The 16,885-nt window shown below is 73.1% G+C and carries 13 protein-coding genes; 6 read left to right on the forward strand and 7 right to left on the reverse strand.

The genetic code is table 11. The features are described from left to right. The first annotated feature begins 332 nt into the window (after nt 1–332). Genes IE265_RS15175 through IE265_RS15185 form a run of 3 tightly spaced genes read left to right on the forward strand, consistent with a single transcriptional unit; the run spans nt 333 to nt 2,997 of the window. Nucleotides 333–1,193 carry a CoA transferase subunit A gene (locus IE265_RS15175; protein ID WP_190036070.1) on the forward strand — a complete coding sequence of 287 codons (861 nt, stop codon included), beginning with the start codon at nt 333–335 and terminating at the stop codon, nt 1,191–1,193. After that, on the forward strand, nt 1,190–1,933 hold the full coding sequence (locus IE265_RS15180) for a CoA-transferase subunit beta (protein ID WP_190036071.1): 744 nt from the start codon (nt 1,190–1,192) through the stop codon (nt 1,931–1,933). The genes IE265_RS15175 and IE265_RS15180 overlap by 4 nt, the downstream gene beginning before the upstream one ends. Further along, entirely contained in the window at nt 1,933–2,997 is a 1,065-nt protein-coding gene (locus IE265_RS15185) for an NAD(P)H-dependent flavin oxidoreductase (RefSeq protein ID WP_190036072.1), read from the forward strand. Before IE265_RS15180 ends, IE265_RS15185 begins: the two co-directional genes overlap by 1 nt. Nucleotides 2,998–3,272: 275 nt before the next feature. Here the strand turns inward: IE265_RS15185 and IE265_RS15190 are convergent, their stop codons facing one another. Genes IE265_RS15190 through IE265_RS15200 form a run of 3 tightly spaced genes read right to left on the reverse strand, consistent with a single transcriptional unit; the run spans nt 3,273 to nt 5,899 of the window. Continuing rightward, nucleotides 3,273–4,430, reverse strand: coding sequence for an acetyl-CoA C-acetyltransferase (locus tag IE265_RS15190; protein ID WP_190036073.1), 1,158 nt, complete (start codon nt 4,428–4,430; stop codon nt 3,273–3,275). Nucleotides 4,431–4,462: 32 nt separating this feature from the next. Beyond that, nucleotides 4,463–5,074, reverse strand: coding sequence for a TetR/AcrR family transcriptional regulator (locus IE265_RS15195; protein WP_190036074.1), 612 nt, complete (start codon nt 5,072–5,074; stop codon nt 4,463–4,465). A 39-nt stretch (nt 5,075–5,113) separates the two neighbouring features. Further along, nucleotides 5,114–5,899 carry an SDR family oxidoreductase gene (locus IE265_RS15200; RefSeq protein WP_190036075.1) on the reverse strand — a complete coding sequence of 262 codons (786 nt, stop codon included), beginning with the start codon at nt 5,897–5,899 and terminating at the stop codon, nt 5,114–5,116. Nucleotides 5,900–5,961: 62 nt separating this feature from the next. Here IE265_RS15200 and IE265_RS15205 point away from each other — a divergent pair, with 62 nt between their 5' ends. Together IE265_RS15205 and IE265_RS15210 are read left to right on the forward strand one after the other, a co-directional pair. After that, nucleotides 5,962–7,170, forward strand: coding sequence for an acyl-CoA dehydrogenase family protein (locus IE265_RS15205; protein WP_190036076.1), 1,209 nt, complete (start codon nt 5,962–5,964; stop codon nt 7,168–7,170). Continuing rightward, on the forward strand, nt 7,170–8,180 hold the full coding sequence (locus tag IE265_RS15210) for an acyl-CoA dehydrogenase family protein (protein ID WP_190036077.1): 1,011 nt from the start codon (nt 7,170–7,172) through the stop codon (nt 8,178–8,180). Before IE265_RS15205 ends, IE265_RS15210 begins: the two co-directional genes overlap by 1 nt. A gap of 39 nt (nt 8,181–8,219) precedes the next feature. Here IE265_RS15210 and IE265_RS15215 read toward each other — a convergent pair whose 3' ends face one another. Both IE265_RS15215 and IE265_RS15220 read right to left on the reverse strand, forming a co-directional pair. Continuing rightward, on the reverse strand, nt 8,220–9,323 hold the full coding sequence (locus IE265_RS15215; RefSeq protein WP_190036078.1) for a hypothetical protein: 1,104 nt from the start codon (nt 9,321–9,323) through the stop codon (nt 8,220–8,222). A gap of 46 nt (nt 9,324–9,369) precedes the next feature. Next, entirely contained in the window at nt 9,370–9,588 is a 219-nt protein-coding gene (locus IE265_RS15220) for a hypothetical protein (RefSeq protein ID WP_190036079.1), read from the reverse strand. Nucleotides 9,589–9,662: 74 nt separating this feature from the next. Here IE265_RS15220 and IE265_RS15225 point away from each other — a divergent pair, with 74 nt between their 5' ends. Beyond that, on the forward strand, nt 9,663–10,505 hold the full coding sequence (locus IE265_RS15225; protein WP_190036080.1) for a chitosanase: 843 nt from the start codon (nt 9,663–9,665) through the stop codon (nt 10,503–10,505). A 293-nt stretch (nt 10,506–10,798) separates the two neighbouring features. On the opposite strand, the gene IE265_RS15230 is transcribed toward IE265_RS15225, so the two are convergent. Both IE265_RS15230 and gltB read right to left on the reverse strand, forming a co-directional pair. After that, the gene (locus IE265_RS15230; RefSeq protein ID WP_190036081.1) at nt 10,799–12,259 is read right to left on the reverse strand and encodes a glutamate synthase subunit beta; all 1,461 of its coding nucleotides are present in this window, start codon (nt 12,257–12,259) and stop codon (nt 10,799–10,801) included. Continuing rightward, entirely contained in the window at nt 12,252–16,865 is a 4,614-nt protein-coding gene (gene gltB, locus IE265_RS15235; protein WP_190036082.1) for a glutamate synthase large subunit, read from the reverse strand. The genes IE265_RS15230 and gltB overlap by 8 nt, the downstream gene beginning before the upstream one ends. Between the last annotated feature and the right edge of the window lie 20 nt (nt 16,866–16,885).

Here is a 16,885-nt window from a genome sequence, read left to right on the forward strand (position 1 = left end):
ACCGGCGAACCGGCGACCGGGGGCGGGGCGGCGGTCGACGACGGGCAGGCGGTCGGGGACGGACCGACAGTCGGGGACGGGGCGGCGGCCGGGGACGGGCAGGCGGTCGGAGACAGACCGACGGCGGGCGACGAGCCGGAGACCGGAGACGGACCGCCCGTCAGGGACGAGCCGGAGACCGGAGACGGGCCGGAGACCGGAGACGCACGGCGGGCCTGGCAGGACCGGGCGACCGGAGGAGGACCGGCGGGCGGAGAGCGGGCTGTCGGCGGCCCGGTGGACGGCCGGGAACCGGCGGGAGAGGAGCGAGCGGTGGGCGGAGGGGAGGGCCGGTGAGCGACAAGACCATGTCGGCGCGGGACGTCGTCGCGCGGCTGGAGAGCGGGATGACGATCGGCATCGGGGGCTGGGGCTCCCGCCGCAAACCGATGGCACTGGTGAGAGCGCTGCTCCGGTCCGAGATCACCGCTCTCACCGTCGTCTCGTACGGCGGCCCGGACGTCGGGATGCTCGCGGCCGCCGGGCGCATCCGCAAGCTGGTCGCCCCCTTCGCGACGCTCGACTCCGTCCCGCTGGAACCGAACTTCCGCGCGGCCCGCGAGGCCGGCGCCCTGGAGCTGATGGAGGTCGACGAGGCGATGTTCATGTGGGGGCTGCGGGCCGCCGCCAACCGGCTGCCGTTCCTGCCGGTGCGGGCGGGCATCGGCTCGGACGTGATGCGGGTCAACCCCTCGCTGCGGACCGTCACCTCGCCGTACGAGGACGAGTCGGGCCACCACGAGACCCTCGTGGCCATGCCCGCCCTGCGCCTGGACGCCGCACTGGTCCACGTCAACCGTGCGGACCGGGCGGGCAACGGCCAGTACCTGGGCCCCGACCCGTACTTCGACGACCTGTTCTGCGAGGCGGCCGACACCGCCTACCTGTCGTGCGAGCGGATCGTCGACACCGCGGAACTGACGAAGGCGGCGCCCCCGCAGAGCCTGCTGGTCAAGCGGCTCCATGTGACCGGAGTGGTGGAGGCGCCCGGCGGCGCGCACTTCACGTCCTGCGCGCCGGACCACGACCGGGACGAGGTGTTCCAGAGGCTCTACGCGTCCACGCCCTGGCCGGAGTTCGCGGAGCGCTTCCTCGGGGACGACGAGCGGGCCTACCGGTCGGCCGTGGCGGCCTGGCACGAGGAGGAGGCGTGAGCGCGGGCCGGGTCGCCGCCACCCGCGCCGAGTACTGCGTGGTCGCCTGCGCCGAGGCGTGGCGCGACGCGGGCGAGATCCTCGCCAGCCCGATGGGGCTGATCCCGTCGATCGGCGCGCGGCTCGCGCGGCGCACCTTCTCGCCCGACCTGCTGCTGACCGACGGCGAGGCGATGCTCATCGGACCCGAGGGGACGCCGGAGGGCTGGCTGCCCTACCGCGACCACCTGGCGCTGGTGACGGGCGGCCGGCGGCACGTGATGATGGGGGCGAGCCAGATCGACCGGTTCGGCAACCAGAACATCTCCTGCGTCGGCGACTGGGCCAGGCCGCGCAGACAGCTGCTCGGCGTGCGCGGCGCCCCGGTCAACACCCTGAACAATCCGACCAGTTACTGGATACCGAGGCATTCCGCGCGGGTGTTCGTCGAGAAGGTCGACATGGTGTGCGGGGTCGGGTACGACCGGGTGGCCGAGCATCCGGGCGCAGGCCGCTTCCACCGCATCCCGCGGGTGGTCTCCGACCTGGGTGTCTTCGACTTCGGCACACCCGACCGCTCGATGCGGATCGCGTCGCTGCACCCGGGCGTCACGCTGGACCGGGTGCTGGAGGCGACGGGCTTCGCGCTGGCCGTGCCGGACGAGGTGCCGCGCACCCGTGAGCCCACGGCCGAGGAGCTGCGGCTGATCCGCGAGGTCATCGACCGGAGGAACAACCGCGCGCGGGAGGTGGCGGACTGATGGAGACCGCGCTGACCCGGCTGGTCGGGGTGCGCCGTCCGATCGTGCAGACCGGGATGGGCTGGGTCGCGGGCCCGCGCCTCGTGTCCGCGACGGCGAACGCGGGCGCGCTGGGCATCCTGGCCTCCGCGACGATGTCCGTCGGCGAACTGCGGTCGGCTGTGCGGGAGGTCGCCTCGCGGACGGACGCGCCGTTCGGGGTGAACCTGCGCGCGGACGCGTCGGACGCCCGCGACCGCGTCCGGGTGATCGTCGAGGAGGGCGTCGCGGTGGCCTCGTTCGCGCTCGCGCCCTCACGCGGGCTGATCGCGGAACTGAAGGACGCCGGTGTCGTCGTCATCCCGTCGATCGGGGCCCGCCGCCATGCCGAGAAGGTCGCGGCCTGGGGAGCGGACGCGGTGATCGTGCAGGGCGGCGAGGGCGGCGGCCACACCGGCGAGGTGGCGACGACCGTGCTGCTCCCGCAGGTCGTGGACGCCGTGGACATTCCGGTGGTCGCCGCGGGCGGCTTCTACGACGGCCGGGGTCTGGTCGCGGCGCTGGCGTACGGGGCAGCGGGCGTCGCGATGGGCACCCGCTTCCTGCTCACCTCCGACTCGACCGTCCCCGACGCGGTGAAGGCGGCGTACCTCGCGGCCACGGTCCGGGACGTGACGGTGACGACCGCCGTGGACGGCCTGCCGCACCGCATGCTGCGCACGGACCTCGTCACCTCGCTGGAGTCGGCCGGCCGTACGGCGGCCCTGATGCGGGCGGTGCGCCACGCGGCGCGCTTCAGACGGCTGTCGGGCCTCACCTGGTCGCGGATGGTCCGCGACGGTCTGGCGATGCGGCACGGCAAGGACCTCTCCTGGGGGCAGGTGCTGATGGCCGCCAACACCCCGGTGCTGCTGCGGGCGTCCATGGTCGAGGGGCGCACGGATCTGGGGGTGATGGCGTCGGGCCAGGTGGCGGGCCTGATCGAGGACCTGCCCTCCTGCGCCGAGCTGGTGGACCGCGTGATGGCGGAGGCCCACGAGACCCTGCGCGGGCTGCGGGCCCCTGGGGCCTCGACCCCGGGCTGACCGGCTCGGCCGACGGGCTCCTGGGCCGGGGGGTTGCGGTGCCGGGAGCGTCCCGGCCCCCTGCCGGCGGCGGGGCGCGGCTCGGCAGGCTGTCGCGGGGCGAGGCGGGCATGACGTGGCACGGCGCCCCTCCGCTCACGGCACGACGCGGCAGGGCGGGGCGAGCCGTCGCGGCACGGATCACAGCCGCCCCGGCCACCACCGCCCCGGTCCACCCGCGCCCCGATCCACCCCCGCCCCGCGCTGCAACCGCCCCGCGCTGCAACCGTTCCGCGCTACATCCGTTCGATGATCGTGACGTTCGCCTGGCCGCCGCCCTCGCACATCGTCTGGAGTCCGAAGCGCCCGCCCGTGCGCTCCAGTTCGTGCAGCAGGGTCGTCATCAGCCGCACGCCCGTGGCGCCCAGCGGGTGTCCGAGGGCGATGGCCCCGCCGTTGACGTTGACCCGGTCCGGGTCCGCGCCCGTCTCCTTCAGCCAGGCGAGCACGACGGGCGCGAACGCCTCGTTGATCTCGACCAGGTCGATCCCGTCGAGGGACATCCCCGACTTCTTCAGGGCGTACGCGGTGGCCGGGATCGGCGCCGACAGCATCCGTATCGGATCCTCTCCGCGCGCGGAGAGGTGGTGCACGCGGGCGCGCGGCGTCAGCCCGTGCTCCCGTACCGCCCGCTCGGACGCGATGAGCAGGGCCGCGGCGCCGTCGGAGATCTGCGAGGAGCACGCGGCCGTGACGGTACCGCCCTCGACCACCGGCCGCAGGGCGGCCATCTTCTCCGGCGAGGTGTCCCGGCGGGGCCCCTCGTCGGCCGTCATGTCACCGAGGGGCACGATCTCCCGTGCGAAGCGGCCCTCGTCGATCGCCCGGACCGCACGGCGGTGGGAGCGCAGCGCGAACTCCTCCTGCTCGCGCCGGCCGATCCGCCATTTCGCCGCGATGAGTTCCGCTCCGTGGAACTGGTCGACGGGCAGGTTCCCGTACCGGGCGCGCCAGCCCTCGCTGCCCGTGAACGGCCCGCCCGTCAGGCCCAGCGGCTCGGCAGCGCGGCGGGAGGCGAAGGCGATGGGTATCTGCGTCATGTTCTGGACGCCGCCCGCGACCACGAGGTCCTGCGTGCCGGAGAGCACGGCCTGCGCGGCGAAGTGCACGGCCTGCTGCGAGGACCCGCACTGGCGGTCGACCGTGACCCCGGGCACCTCCTCGGGCAGCCCGGCCGCCAGCCAGGAGGTCCGCGCGATGTCGCCGGCCTGGGGTCCCACGGCGTCCAGGCAGCCGAAGACGACGTCCTCGACGGCGGCCGGGTCGACTCCGCACCGGTCGACCAGCGCCTTCAGCGCGTGGGCGCCCAGATCTGCCGGATGGACCCCGCCGAGTCCGCCCCCGCGGCGCCCGACGGGTGTACGGACCGCTTCGACGATGTAGGCCTCGGCCATGACGACTCCTCACACGGTGACTCACCCAGTGGTTACGGACGAACGGCGATCCCGTCCAGCACCATCGACAGGTACTGCCGGGCGATCTCCTCGGGGCTGTGCTGTCCGCCGGGCCGGTACCAGGACGCGGCGACCCACACGGTGTCCCGCACGAACCGGTACGTGAGCCGGATGTCGAGGTCGGCCCGGAAGGCCTCGGCCGCGACTCCCCGCTCCAGCGTGGACAGCCACGCCTTCTCGAACCTGCGCTGCGACTCGGCGAGGAACGCGAAGCGCTCCTGGGGCGCGAGCTGCTTGGACTCCTTCTGGTAGATCGCGACGGCCGCGCGATGCCGGTCGATCTCGCGGAAGGACTCGGTGACCAGGGCCTCCAAGGTCTCGCGGGGGCCCAGTTCGGCGTCCAGGACCGTGTCGTAGCCGTCCCACAGCTCGTCGAGGAACGTCCGCAGGATCTCCTCCAGCATCGATTCCTTGGAGTCGAAGTGGTAGTAGAGGCTGCCCGCGAGCATGCCGGCGTGGTCCGCGATCTTGCGCACGGTGGTGGCGTTGTAGCCCTGTTCGGCGAAGACCTCGGCGGCGGTGCCGAGGAGTTCGCGGCGCCGCTCGGGCGAGGCGGTCACCTGGGGCTTCTTCTTGGTAGGCACGCCGCCATTGTGGTCCCTGGGGAACCCGCTCCCGACGGCTCACGCATGCTGGCTGCTCACCGACACCACCTCGCCGGTCAGGTAGGAGGAGTAGCCGGAGGCCAGGAACACGATCACGTTGGCGACCTCCCACGGCTCGGCGTGCCGCCCGAAGGCCTCACGGGCCGTCAGTTCCTCCAGCAGCTCGGGGGTGGTCACCTTCACCAGGTGGGGGTGCAGGGCGAGGCTCGGCGAGACGGCGTTGACCCGCACGCCGAACTCGGCGGCCTCGACCGCCGCGCACCGGGTCAGAGCCATGACGCCCGCCTTGGCCGCGGCGTAGTGGGCCTGGCCGGCCTGGGCGCGCCAGCCCACGACGGAGGCGTTGTTGACGACGACACCGCCCAGGCCGCTGTCCCGGAAGGCGCGCAGGGCGGCGCGTGTGCACCGGAAGGTGCCGGTCAGGGTCACGTCCAGCACCTTCGACCACTGTTCGTCGGTCATCCCGACGAGGTCGGACGTGCCGCCCAGTCCGGCGTTGTTGACGACGATGTCCAACCGGCCGTGCAGTTCGACGGCCGTGTCGAAGAGCGCGCGGACCTGGGTCTCGTCGGTGACGTCGCAGGGCAGGGAGGCGACGCCGTCGAACTCCGCGGCAAGCCGCGCCTCGTGCTCCTTGAGCCGTCGCGCGTGCGCGTCGCTGATCAGCACGCGCGCGCCCTCCTCCAGGAAGCGGCGGGCGGTCGCCCCGCCGATGCCCGCGCCCGCGGCGGCCGTGATGACGGCGGTGCGTCCTTCCAGCAGGCCGTGGCCCGGCACGTAGTCCGGGCTCTCGACGTCTGTCATGGGACCACGCTAACCTACCAAACACTTGTTAGGGAAGGCCGTGCACCGCGAGGAGGGTGACCGTGGACCTGAACCGCTCCCCCGCCGACGAGGCGTTCCGCGCCGAGGCGCGGGCCTGGCTCGACGCGCACGTACCTGCCCGGCCCCTGCCGTCCCTGGAGACCGCGGACGGGTTCGCTGCCCACCGCGCGTGGGAGGCCGAACTGGCGGCGGACCGCTGGTCGGTGGTGTCCTGGCCGGCCGCCTACGGGGGACGGGACTGCGGACTGCTGCGCTGGCTCGCCTTCGAGGAGGAGTACTACGCGGCCGGCGCCCCGGGCCGGGTCGGGCAGAACGGCATCGCCCTCCTCGCGCCGGCCCTCTTCGAGCACGGCACCGACGAGCAGCGCGCCCGGGTCCTGCCGCCCATGGCCCGCGGCGAGGTCGTCTGGGCGCAGGCCTGGTCCGAGCCGGACGCCGGATCGGACCTGGCCGCCCTCAGGTCGAGGGCGGTGCGCACGGCCGGGGGCTGGCTGCTGAGCGGGCAGAAGACCTGGTCGTCGCGGGCCGCGTTCGCCGACCGCGCCTTCGGCCTGTTCCGCAGCCGGCCGGACACCGAGAAGCCCCACCAGGGCCTCACCTACCTGATGTTCGACCTGCGCGCGCCGGGCGTCACGGTCCGGCCGATCGGCCGTCTCGACGGCAGGCCGGCCTTCGCCGAGATCTTCCTGGACGAGGTGTACGTGCCCGACGAGGACGTGGTCGGGGAGCCGGGGCAGGGCTGGCGGATCGCCATGTCGACAGCGGGCAACGAGCGCGGACTGACCCTGCGCTCCCCTGGCAGGTTCCTGGCGTCGGCCGACCGGCTGGCCGCGCTGTGGCGCGGGCGCGGGCGGGACCCGTACACGCGGGACCGGGTGGCCGACGCGCTGATCGGCGCCCGCGCCCACCAGTTGTTCACCTACGCCCACGCCTGCCGCGTCCTGGAGGGCGAACCGCTCGGTCCGGAGTCCAGCATGAACAAGGTCTTCTGGTCCGAGTTCGACATCGCCCTGCACGAGACGGCCCTCGACGTCCTCGCGGCGGCGGACGGCGGCGACGACGCGTGGGGCGGGGCGCGGGGCACGCCGGGGATGGCGCGGGAGGACGGTCAGGAGGCCGCGCGGGAGGAGGACGCCTGGGACGAGGGGTACGTGTTCGCCCTGGCCGGCCCCCTTTACGCGGGCACGAACGAGATCCAGCGCGACATCATCGCCGAGCGCCTCCTCGGCCTGCCGAAGGGACGCCGCTGATGCGCTTCCTGCTGGACGACGAGCAGCGCGCCTTCGCCCGCTCCCTGGACGCCCTGCTGACGGCGGCGGACACCCCGTCGGTCGTACGCTCCTGGGGCGCCGGGGACCACACGCCCGGCCGCGTGCTGTGGGCACGGCTCGCCGACGCGGGGGTCTTCGCTCTGGCGGTCCCCGAGGCGTACGGGGGTGTCGGGCCGCTGCCGGTGGAACTGGCTGTCGCCTTCGTCGAGTTGGGGCGGCACGCGGTGCCCGGTCCGCTGGCGGAGACCGTGGCGGCGGCCGCGCTGCTGACGGAGCCCGGCCCGGCGAAGCGGTTCCTGCCGGGGCTGGCCGCCGGGGAGTTGATCGCGACCCTCGCGCCGCGGGGCTCGTACGCGCTGGACGCGGACGCGGCGGGGCTGCTGCTCACGGTCGGGGACGGTGAGCTGCGGCTGGCCGAGGGGCACGGCGCGGTGCGCGCGTCCCCGGACCCGGCGCGACGGTTCGGCCTGCCGGCGGCGGACGGGGAGCTGCTCGCCTCCGGCGTCGACCTCGCGCCGGCCGTCGGGGCGGCCCGCCTCGCGACCGCGGCGCAGGCGCTCGGCGTGGGCCTCGCGCTGCTCGACACGACGGTGGCGTACGTCGGGCGGCGCAGTCAGTTCGGGGTGCCGGTGGGCTCGTTCCAGGCGGTCAAGCACCGGCTGGCGGACGTGAGGATCGCGTTGGAGTTCGCCCGCCCGCTGGTCTTCGGCGCCGCGCTCACGATGGCCCCGGCGGATGTGGCCGCCGCCAAGGTGGCGGCGGGCGAGGCCGCGTACCTGGCGGCCCGGACGGCCCTCCAGTCGCACGGCGCGATCGGTTACACCGCGGAGTACGACCTGTCCCTGTGGCTGGCGAGGGCCCGTGCGCTGCGTACGGCCTGGGGCACCCCGGCCGAGTGCCGGGCCCTGGTCCTCGGCGAGGAGCGGGCCCTGGTCCACGCCGAGGAGCGGGCCGCGGGACCGCACACCGGCGTCACCCGTCCGCCGTGAGCCGGTGCGTCCGCGCCCGGCACGGCGGCCGGGCGGGGCCTATCCGGTGGTCCGCTCCCGCAGGGCGGGCAGCGCGAGAATGCGGCGTCTGGCGTCGGCGTCGGTCAACTCCAGCAGCGGGAGCACCAGTTCCCACAGGCCCTCCTTCTCGACGCCCTCGGCCAGCGCCTCCAGCTCGGCGTCCGTGAGGGCGCCCGCCGCCGTCGCGACCACCCGCCGCGCGGTCGCGGGCAGCACGCCCACCAGGGGCAGGAAGTCCGCCCACAGCCCGGTCGCGACGACGCCGCGCACGAGTCCGTCGAGCACCGCGGGTTCACGCAGCGAGGGCAGCGCGGCGACGGCCCGCAGTTCGTCCTCGCCGAGCACGGCCACGATCGGCAGCAGCGACTCCCACAGGTCCTGCTCGGCGGTGGTGCGTACGAGGGAGTCGAGCCGGGCCTCGGGCTGGGCGGCGGTGAGGGAGGCGATCCTGAGCCGCTGTTCGCCGTCCACCGCGGAGGCGACGGCCATCGCCTCGGGCCACAGCCCCTCGTCGGCGGCGGACGCGACGACCGAGGCGAGCCGCTCGCTGTCCAGCAACCCGACGACGTGGCCCAGCCGTTCGGGATGGTCGGCGACGAATCCGGTGCGCAGCAGGGTCGCGTCGTCCAGTTCCGGCAGGACGCGGAGCAGCACCGGGTCCGGAAGGTGCCCGACGAACCGGCCCATCGTGAGGTGGTCGCCGCGCGCGGCGAGGACGAGTGCCACGCGTACCACGACGTCGTCGTCCAGCCTGCGCACGATCCCGCCGATCCGCCTGGGGTCGACGTGGTGGCAGCACCGGGCCGTGAAGCCGGCCGGCAGCCGGCCGATGATGTCGGCGGCGCGGGCGGGTTCCAGCCGTCCGGCGAGCGCGCCGGACAGCCGCGGCCCGAGTGCCTTCTGCGCGATCGCCGCGGCGGCGCCGGCGGGCAGCAGCCGGGTCAGCGCGGCGATGCGGTCGACCGTCCCGGGGACGTCGTCGAACAGTGCGGCGACGGCCCGTTCACGGAAGACCCGCACCTCGTCGGCCGGGAGTTCCCCGAGGAACGCCAGGTCACGGGGGTCGACGTCCAGCAGCCGGGCGAGCTTCAGCGCCTCGGCCCTGCCGCGCAGTGTGTCCATGCGGACGCCCCCAAAGTCTGGTCCGACCGTTCCCTACGGAACCCGTCTACCGCTGGAGCATCCGTCCGACGGGTTCGCGGGCCAGGGCAGGTACCAGGGTGAGCGCGTCCTCGACCGCCTCGGCCAGCCCCGACAGCCGCCGCTCGCGGGCCCGGCGCAGCGCGTCCGCGAGCAGTGCGGCCCGCGCCCCGTCCAGGGAGCCGAAGGCCTCCGGCAGCGGGGCACGCAACTCCGTCCGCAGCAGCGCGTGTTCCTCAGTGCCCACAGGTCCTCCCCTGACTCCGCGGAACCCACACCCGATGCCGGACGGCAGTCGGGGCCGATCGTACTCTTTGCCACATGAAACGCGCCGGTCGTCTGCTGTTCGCCGCTGTCCCGCTCCTCGCGGTGACGGCCTACCTCCTCGTTCCGGCGGGGAAGGCCGAGAAGGCGGACGGTCCGTCCTCCGACGCTCGGGCGTCAGCGCCGGCCGGCTCCGGGGAGGGCGATCTGGCGTCGCCGGAGATGAAGGACCTGGCCCAGCGGATCGTGTCGAGTGCCGAGAACTCCAGCCTCGACTGGCGCGCCCAGTACGACTACATCGAGGACATCGACGACGGACGCGGCTACACCGCGGGCATCATCGGGTTCACCACCGGGACGCACGATCTGCTCGTCCTGGTCGAGCGCTACACCGAGTCCCGTCCGGACAACGCGCTGGCACGCTTCCTGCCCGCGCTCCGCGAGGTCGACGGCTCGGACTCGCACAAGGGTCTGGGCGCCGCGTTCACGGCGGCCTGGAAGGCGGAGGCGCGCACGGATGCCTTCCGCCGCGCCCAGGACTCCGAGCGCGACCGGGTCTACTTCGACCCGGCGGTGCGCGCGGCGAAGCGGGACGGGCTGGGCGCGCTCGGGCAGTTCATCTACTACGACGCGATGGTCATGCACGGTCCCGGTTCGGACCCCGGCTTCCACGGCATCAGGGCGCGCGCCGTGGCGGAGGCCGACACCCCGGCGGAGGGCGGCGACGAGAAGGCGTACCTCGACATCTTCCTCGACGTCCGCCGCGGCACGATGAAGTCCGAGAAGCGTGACACCACCCGCATCGACACGGCCCAGCGGCGGTTCCTGTACGACGGGAACCTGGCACTGGAGACCCCGCTGAGGTGGAAGGTCTACGGCACCCCGTACGAGCTGGACTAGGGCCGGCGCCCGGTTCGGGCCGCCCTGTGCCGACCGCGCGGGCGGCCTCGCGCCGCGGGCGTCCCCTCGGCACCGGCCGCCAGGGTTCCGCGGCTCCGCCGCCCGGGTTCCGCGGCTCCGCCGCCCGGGTTCCCCGCGCGGGCCCCGGGTGCCGTGCCCGAAGGCCCTGCCCCGCGCCCGTACGCGGACCGCCCCCGGACGCACCACGGCGCCTGCCGTCGTCCGGTCGGGGACAAAGCAGGCGCCGCGCTCAGTTCCGTACGCCGTTGTACGGGACGTCTTGGGGGGGGGCGTCAGACCGTCAGGGAGCGGTCCGTGGGACGGATCGGGGCCGGCAGGTCGCTCGCCCCGGTGAGGAAGCGGTCGACCCCGCGGGCGGCCGAGCGGCCCTCCGCGATGGCCCACACGATCAGCGACTGGCCCCGCCCGGCGTCACCGGCGACGAACACGCCGGGGACGTTGGTCGCGAAGTCGGCGTCGCGGGCGACGTTGCCGCGCTCGTCGAGGTCCAGACCGAACTGGGAGACCAGGCCGTTCTCCTGGTCGGTGCCCGTGAAGCCCATGGCGAGCGTGACCAGTTGGGCGGGGATCTTGCGCTCCGTGCCCGGCTTCTGGTTCAGCCGGCCGTCGACGAACTCGACCTCCACGAGGTGCAGCCACTGCACATGGCCGTCCTCGTCGCCCTCGAAGTGGGTGGTGGAGACGGAGTAGACCCGCTCGCCGCCCTCCTCGTGCGCGGAGGTCACCTTGTAGAGCATGGGGAAGGTCGGCCAGGGCTGGCCCGGGTTCCGCTCCTCGCCCGGCTGGGGCATGATCTCCAGCTGCGTCACGGAGGCGGCGCCCTGGCGGTGTGCCGTGCCGACGCAGTCCGCGCCGGTGTCGCCGCCGCCGATCACGACGACGTGCTTGCCCTCGGCGGTGATCGGGGGCGCCACGAAGTCGCCCTCCTGCACCTTGTTGGCGAGCGGCAGGTACTCCATCGCGAAGTGGATGCCGGTCAGTTCGCGGCCCGGGACAGGCAGGTCGCGGGAGACGGTGGCACCCGCCGCGACGACCACGGCGTCGTAGCGCTTGCGCAGCTTGGCCGCGTCGATGTCCCGGCCGATCTCCACACCGGTACGGAACTTGGTGCCCTCCGCGCGCATCTGCTCGATGCGGCGGTTGATGTGGCGCTTCTCCATCTTGAACTCGGGGATGCCGTAGCGGAGCAGGCCGCCGATGCGGTCGGCGCGCTCGTACACCGCGACCGTGTGGCCGGCCCGGGTCAGCTGCTGCGCGGCCGCGAGGCCCGCGGGCCCGGAGCCGATGACGGCGACCGTCTTGCCCGACAGGCGCTCGGGGGCCTGGGCGGCGACGTCACCGCTGTCCCACGCCTTGTCGATGATGGAGACCTCGACGTTCTTGATGGTCACCGCGGGCTGGTTGATGCCGAGGACGCACGCCGACTCGCACGGAGCCGGGCACAGGCGGCCGGTGAACTCCGGGAAGTTGTTCGTGGCGTGCAGCCGCTCGGACGCGGCCTGCCAGTCCTCGCGGTACGCGTAGTCGTTCCACTCGGGGATGAGGTTCCCGAGCGGACAGCCGTTGTGGCAGAACGGGATGCCGCAGTCCATGCAGCGCGAGGCCTGCTTGGAGATGATCGGGAGCAGCGAACCGGGAACGTAGACCTCGTTCCAGTCCTTGAGGCGCTCCGTGACCGGGCGGGTCCTGGCGACCTCGCGGCCGTGGTTCAGAAAGCCCTTGGGATCAGCCATTGGTCGCCGCCTCCATCATCTTCTCGGTGATCTCGGACTCCGTGAGTCCGGCTCGCTCGGCGGCGTCCTTGGCGGCGAGCACTGCCTTGTACGTGCTGGGGATGATCTTGCTGAAGCGCTCGACCGCGGTGTCCCACTCGGCCAGCAGCTTCTCGGCGACGGTGGAGGCCGTCTCCTCCTGGTGCCGGCGCACGACGGCGTGCAGCCACTGCTTGTCGGTGTCGTCCAGCGCCTCGACCGCGCCGAGGTTGCCGACGTTCACGTTGTCGCGGTCGAGGTCGATGACGTAGGCGACGCCGCCGGACATGCCGGCCGCGAAGTTGCGGCCCGTCTCGCCGAGCACCACCGCGTGGCCGCCGGTCATGTACTCGCAGCCGTGGTCGCCGACACCCTCGGAGACGACCGTCGCGCCGGAGTTGCGGACGCAGAACCGCTCGCCCGTGCGTCCGCGGAGGAAGAGTTCGCCGCCGGTCGCGCCGTACGCGATGGTGTTGCCCGCGATGGTGGAGAACTCGGCGAGGTGGTCGGCGCCCCGGTCGGGGCGGACGATCACACGGCCGCCCGAGAGGCCCTTGCCGACGTAGTCGTTGGCGTCGCCCTCCAGGCGCAGGGTCACGCCGCGCGGGAGGAAGGCGCCGAAGGACTGGCCGGCCGAGCCGGTGAAGGTGATGTCGATGGTGTCGTCGGGCAGGCCCGCGCCGCCGAACTTCTTCGTCACCTCGTGGCCGAGCATGGTGCCGACCGTGCGGTTGATGTTGCGGATCGCGACCTGGGCGCGGACCGGCTGCGCGTCGGTCTCGCCGGACGCGCCGAGGGCGTCGGCGGCGAGCCTGATCAGCTCGTTGTCGAGCGCCTTCTCCAGGCCGTGGTCCTGCTCGACGACCTGGTGTCGCGCGGCGCCCTCGGGCAGTTCCGGCACGTGGAAGAGCGGGGCCAGGTCCAGGCCCTGCGCCTTCCAGTGGGTGACGGCACGGGCGACGTCGAGGTGCTCGGCGTGGCCGACGGCCTCCTCGATGGAGCGGAAGCCGAGCTCGGCGAGGATCTCGCGGACCTCTTGTGCGATGAACTCGAAGAAGTTCACCACGTACTCGGCCTTGCCGGAGAACCGGTCCCGCAGGGTCGGGTTCTGGGTGGCGATGCCGACCGGACAGGTGTCCAGGTGGCAGACGCGCATCATGACGCAGCCGGAGACGACGAGCGGCGCGGTCGCGAAACCGAACTCCTCGGCGCCCAGCAGCGCGGCGATGACGACGTCGCGGCCGGTCTTGAGCTGGCCGTCGGTCTGCACGACGATGCGGTCGCGCAGGCCGTTGAGCAGCAGGGTCTGCTGGGTCTCGGCGAGGCCGAGCTCCCAGGGGCCGCCCGCGTGCTTCAGCGAGGTGAGGGGCGAGGCGCCGGTGCCGCCGTCGTGTCCGGAGATCAGGACGACGTCCGCGTGGGCCTTGGAGACGCCCGCGGCGACCGTGCCGACACCGACCTCGGAGACCAGCTTCACGTGGATCCGCGCCTGCGGATTCGCGTTCTTCAGGTCGTGGATCAGCTGGGCCAGGTCCTCGATCGAGTAGATGTCGTGGTGCGGCGGCGGGGAGATCAGACCCACGCCGGGGGTGCTGTGCCGGGTCTTGGCGACCCAGGGGTAGACCTTGTGGCCGGGCAGCTGGCCGCCCTCGCCGGGCTTGGCGCCCTGGGCCATCTTGATCTGGATGTCGTCGGCGTTGACCAGGTACTCGGAGGTCACGCCGAAGCGGCCGGAGGCGACCTGCTTGATCGACGAGCGGCGGGCCGGGTCGTAGAGGCGGTCCGGGTCCTCGCCGCCCTCGCCGGTGTTGGACTTGCCGCCGAGCCGGTTCATGGCGATGGCGAGCGTCTCGTGCGCCTCGCGCGAGATGGAGCCGTACGACATGGCGCCGGTGGAGAAGCGCTTGACGATCTCGGCGACCGGCTCGACCTCGTCGATGGAGATCGGCTCGCGGCCGGTGTTGAAGTCGAACAGGCCGCGCAGCGTCATCAGGCGCTCGGACTGCTCGTTCACGCGGTCCGTGTACTTCTTGAAGATGTCGTAGCGGCGGCTGCGCGTCGAGTGCTGGAGGCGGAAGACCGTCTCCGGGTCGAACAGGTGCGGCTCGCCCTCGCGGCGCCACTGGTACTCGCCGCCTATGTCGAGGGCGCGGTGGGCGGGCGCGATGCCGCTGGCCGGGTACGCCTTCGCGTGGCGGGCGGCGACCTCCTTGGCGACGACGTCGATGCCGACGCCGCCGATCTTGGTGGCCGTGCCGTTGAAGTACGTGCGGACGAACTCCTGGTCGAGGCCGACGGCCTCGAAGACCTGGGCGCCGCGGTAGGAGGCGACCGTGGAGATGCCCATCTTGGACATGACCTTGAGGACGCCCTTGCCGAGCGCGTAGATCAGGTTGCGGATGGCCTGCTCGGCCTCGATGCCCTGGAGGAAGGTGCCGGCGCGGACGAGGTCCTCGACGGACTCCATCGCCAGGTACGGGTTGACCGCCGCGGCGCCGAACCCGATGAGGAGGGCCACGTGGTGGACCTCGCGGACGTCGCCCGCCTCGACCAGCAGGCCCACCTGGGTGCGCTGCTTGGTGCGGATGAGGTGGTGGTGGACGGCCGAGGTGAGCAGCAGCGAGGGGATCGGGGCGTGCTCGGCGTCGGAGTGCCGGTCCGAGAGCACGATCAGCCGGGCGCCGTTCTCTATGGCGGCGTCGGCCTCGGCGCAGATCTCGTCGATGCGGGCGGCGAGGGAGTCGCCGCCGCCGGAGACGCGGTACAGGCCGGAGAGGGTCGCGGCCTTCATGCCCGGCATGTCGCCGTCGGCGTTGATGTGGATGAGCTTGGCCAGCTCGTCGTTGTCGATCACCGGGAACGGCAGGGTGACGCTGCGACAGGACGCGGCGGTCGGCTCCAGCAGGTTGCCCGCGGGGCCGAGGGAGGAGCGCAGGGAGGTGACCAGCTCTTCGCGGATGGCGTCCAGCGGCGGGTTGGTGACCTGTGCGAAGAGCTGGGTGAAGTAGTCGAAGAGCAGCCGCGGGCGCTCGGAGAGCGCGGCGATCGGCGAGTCCGTGCCCATGGAGCCGAGCGGCTCGCCCGCGGTCTTGGCCATCGGCGCGAGGATGACGCGCAGCTCCTCCTCCGTGTAACCGAAGGTCTGCTGGCGCCGGGTGACCGAGGCGTGGGTGTGGACGATGTGCTCGCGCTCGGGGAGGTCGGACAGCTCGATCTCGCCGGCCTCCAGCCACTCCGCGTAGGGCAGGTCGGCGGCGAGGCCGGCCTTGATCTCGTCGTCCTCGATGATCCGGTGCTCTGCGGTGTCGACGAGGAACATCCGGCCGGGCTGCAGGCGGCCCTTGCGGACGACCTTCGCGGGGTCGATGTCGAGGACGCCGACCTCGGAGCCGAGGACGACGAGGCCCTCGTCGGTGACCCAGTAGCGGCCGGGGCGCAGACCGTTGCGGTCGAGCACGGCGCCGACCTGGGTGCCGTCGGTGAAGGTGACGCAGGCCGGGCCGTCCCAGGGCTCCATCATCGTGGAGTGGAACTGGTAGAAGGCGCGCCGGGCCGGGTCCATGGAGTCGTGGTTCTCCCACGCCTCCGGGATCATCATCAGCACGGAGTGCGGCAGGGAGCGTCCGCCCAGGTGCAGGAGTTCCAGCACCTCGTCGAAGGACGCCGAGTCGGACGCGTCCGGCGTGCAGATCGGGAAGATGCGGTCGAGGCCCTTGTCGCCGAAGAGCTCGGAGACGAGCTGGGACTCGCGGGCCACCATCCAGTTGCGGTTGCCCTTGACCGTGTTGATCTCGCCGTTGTGCGCGACGAAGCGGTACGGGTGGGCGAGCGGCCAGCTCGGGAAGGTGTTGGTGGAGAACCGGGAGTGCACGAGCGCGATCGCGGAGGCGAAGCGGCGGTCGGACAGGTCCGGGAAGAAGGGCTCCAGCTGGCCGGTGGTCAGCATGCCCTTGTAGACGATGGTCCGTGCGGAGAGCGACGGGAAGTACACGCCGACCTCCCGCTCGGCGCGCTTGCGCAGGACGAAGGCCTTGCGGTCGAGTTCGATGCCCTGGGCGGGCGCCCGCCCGGCCCCGGAGGTGCCGTCGGCGACGAACAGCTGGTGGAAGACCGGCATCGTCGAGCGGGCGGTGGCGCCGAGGAGTTCGGGGGCGACCGGGACCTCGCGCCAGCCGAGGACCGTCAGGCCCTCGTCGGCGGCGATCGTCTCAATGTGTGAGACGGCTTCGGCGGTGCCGGCCTCGGGCAGGAAGGCGATGCCGACCGCGTATCCGCCGGCCTCGGGGAGGTCGAAGGCGGCGACCTCGCGGAAGAAGGCGTGGGGTACCTGGGAGAGGATGCCGGCACCGTCTCCGGAGTCGGGCTCCGAGCCGGTCGCGCCGCGGTGCTCCAGGTTGCGGAGCACGGTGAGCGCCTGCTCGACCAGCGCGTGGCTCGCCTCACCGGTGAGGGTCGCCACGAAGCCGACGCCGCAGGCGTCGTGCTCGTTGCGCGGGTCGTACATCCCCTGCGCGGCAGGGCGAGCATCCATGAACGACCAGTTCTGGCCATTCGTGGAGTGCTGGGACGGCTGGCGCGGCGTACGCATCGGCTCTCCCGTCGTCGTCG

It is taken from the genome of Streptomyces fructofermentans, assembly GCF_014651055.1.
Classification (GTDB): Bacteria; Actinomycetota; Actinomycetes; order Streptomycetales; family Streptomycetaceae; genus Streptomyces; species Streptomyces fructofermentans.

Bases quoted from the DNA above. Each gene is read 5' to 3' on its own strand.
- IE265_RS15185 (WP_190036072.1), top strand. From the start codon at position 1,933: ATGGAGACCGCGCTGACCCGGCTGGTCGGGGTGCGCCGTCCGATCGTG.
- IE265_RS15190 (WP_190036073.1), bottom strand. From the start codon at position 4,430: ATGGCCGAGGCCTACATCGTCGAAGCGGTCCGTACACCCGTCGGGCGC.
- IE265_RS15200 (WP_190036075.1), bottom strand. From the start codon at position 5,899: ATGACAGACGTCGAGAGCCCGGACTACGTGCCGGGCCACGGCCTGCTG.
- IE265_RS15210 (WP_190036077.1), top strand. From the start codon at position 7,170: ATGCGCTTCCTGCTGGACGACGAGCAGCGCGCCTTCGCCCGCTCCCTG.
- IE265_RS15215 (WP_190036078.1), bottom strand. From the start codon at position 9,323: ATGGACACACTGCGCGGCAGGGCCGAGGCGCTGAAGCTCGCCCGGCTG.
- IE265_RS15225 (WP_190036080.1), top strand. From the start codon at position 9,663: ATGAAACGCGCCGGTCGTCTGCTGTTCGCCGCTGTCCCGCTCCTCGCG.
- IE265_RS15230 (WP_190036081.1), bottom strand. From the start codon at position 12,259: ATGGCTGATCCCAAGGGCTTTCTGAACCACGGCCGCGAGGTCGCCAGG.
- gltB (WP_190036082.1), bottom strand. From the start codon at position 16,865: ATGCGTACGCCGCGCCAGCCGTCCCAGCACTCCACGAATGGCCAGAAC.